Genomic DNA, 1015 nt, shown 5'->3' with positions numbered 1-1015 from the left:
ATCCGCTGGACGTCCGCCGTGGAGGCCGGTCGGTCCAGATGGGGCGCGTTGAAGATCATTCTCGCTGGTGCAGTCATCGCTTCCCATGAGTGCACCAGGCATGGAAGATGATCTGGTGACGGGCATCAGAGATGATCACGTGAAGGTCCACTTCCGGTTGCAGGTCGACGAGGACGGCTGGCCGCCGGCGAGTGTGGAGAGCCTGTGGGCGGTGGACCTCGGCGACGGCACCGTGCGTTTGGACAACACTCCGTGGTTCGTGCGCGGAGTCGCCAGTGATGACATCCTCCGGGTGGAGATCGATGATGAGGGTGTCCGCTGGGCCGGCAAGACGGTGCAGGCCTCGGAGAACTGCACCATCCGCTTGATCGTCATGAAGGACGGCGGCTCGGAAGCCGCCCGGCAGACCGTGCTGGAGACGTTTCACCGCCTGGGCACGACGGGTGAGGGCATCGCGCAGTTCCGGATGGTTGCCCTTGATGTCCCACCAGATGCGGATCTCCCGCGGATTCGTCAGCTCCTGGAGCACGGCGAGGCGAAGGGGTGGTGGCACTGGGAGGAAGGATGCGTCACCGCCGCTTGGAAAGCCACGGCCGCAACATGACGGCCATCGAGGCGCGTTGCGTGTGTCGCCGGTGAGGAGTGACGACATGACCACTTTCTTCTGCGTCAACTGCCGGCGGCCGCTCACAAACGAGGTGGCGCCGGCGGATCTGTTGAGGGGGTCGGAGCGGCCGGCGGGCCATGAGGTGGCCACGCCCCGAATGGCTGCGGGAACCTTCAAGGTCAATTTCGACGCCAGCCTGCTGATCCTTCACCCAGACGATGTTCCGGGGACTGCGCTGCACCCCGATTCTCGGCGGCGGGCTGGCTGCTGCGGACTCGCCGGCCAGGATGGCCCCAATCTGGTCTGCGGCGGCTGCGGTGTCGAGGTGGCGACCAAGGAATCAGACTGCTGGACCGACAACCTGGTGGCTTTGATCGCAGCCGCCGTGGCAGACGCACCGGGAGCGCC

General features: G+C 65.8%; 1 protein-coding gene and 1 pseudogene. Both read left to right on the top strand.

Annotation, left to right across the window (positions count from 1 at the left end; genetic code table 11):
- Positions 1 to 100: 100 nt before the first annotated feature.
- Positions 101 to 604: a DUF4265 domain-containing protein gene (locus AB0M28_RS40475; RefSeq protein WP_365415842.1), complete on the top strand. Its 504-nt coding sequence runs from the start codon at positions 101 to 103 to the stop codon at positions 602 to 604.
- Positions 605 to 650: 46 nt separating this feature from the next.
- A pseudogene (locus tag AB0M28_RS40470) lies at positions 651 to 1015 on the top strand (hypothetical protein); the annotation flags it as partial.

It is taken from the genome of Streptomyces sp. NPDC051940, assembly GCF_040680895.1.
Lineage (GTDB): Bacteria > Actinomycetota > Actinomycetes > Streptomycetales > Streptomycetaceae > Streptomyces.
The sequence above is the reverse complement of the archived record's forward strand: the minus strand, read 5'-3'. Positions and strand labels throughout refer to the sequence as shown.

Excerpts from the sequence above, each read along its gene's own strand:
- AB0M28_RS40475 (WP_365415842.1), top strand. The coding sequence starts at position 101 with ATGGAAGATGATCTGGTGACGGGCATCAGAGATGATCACGTGAAGGTC.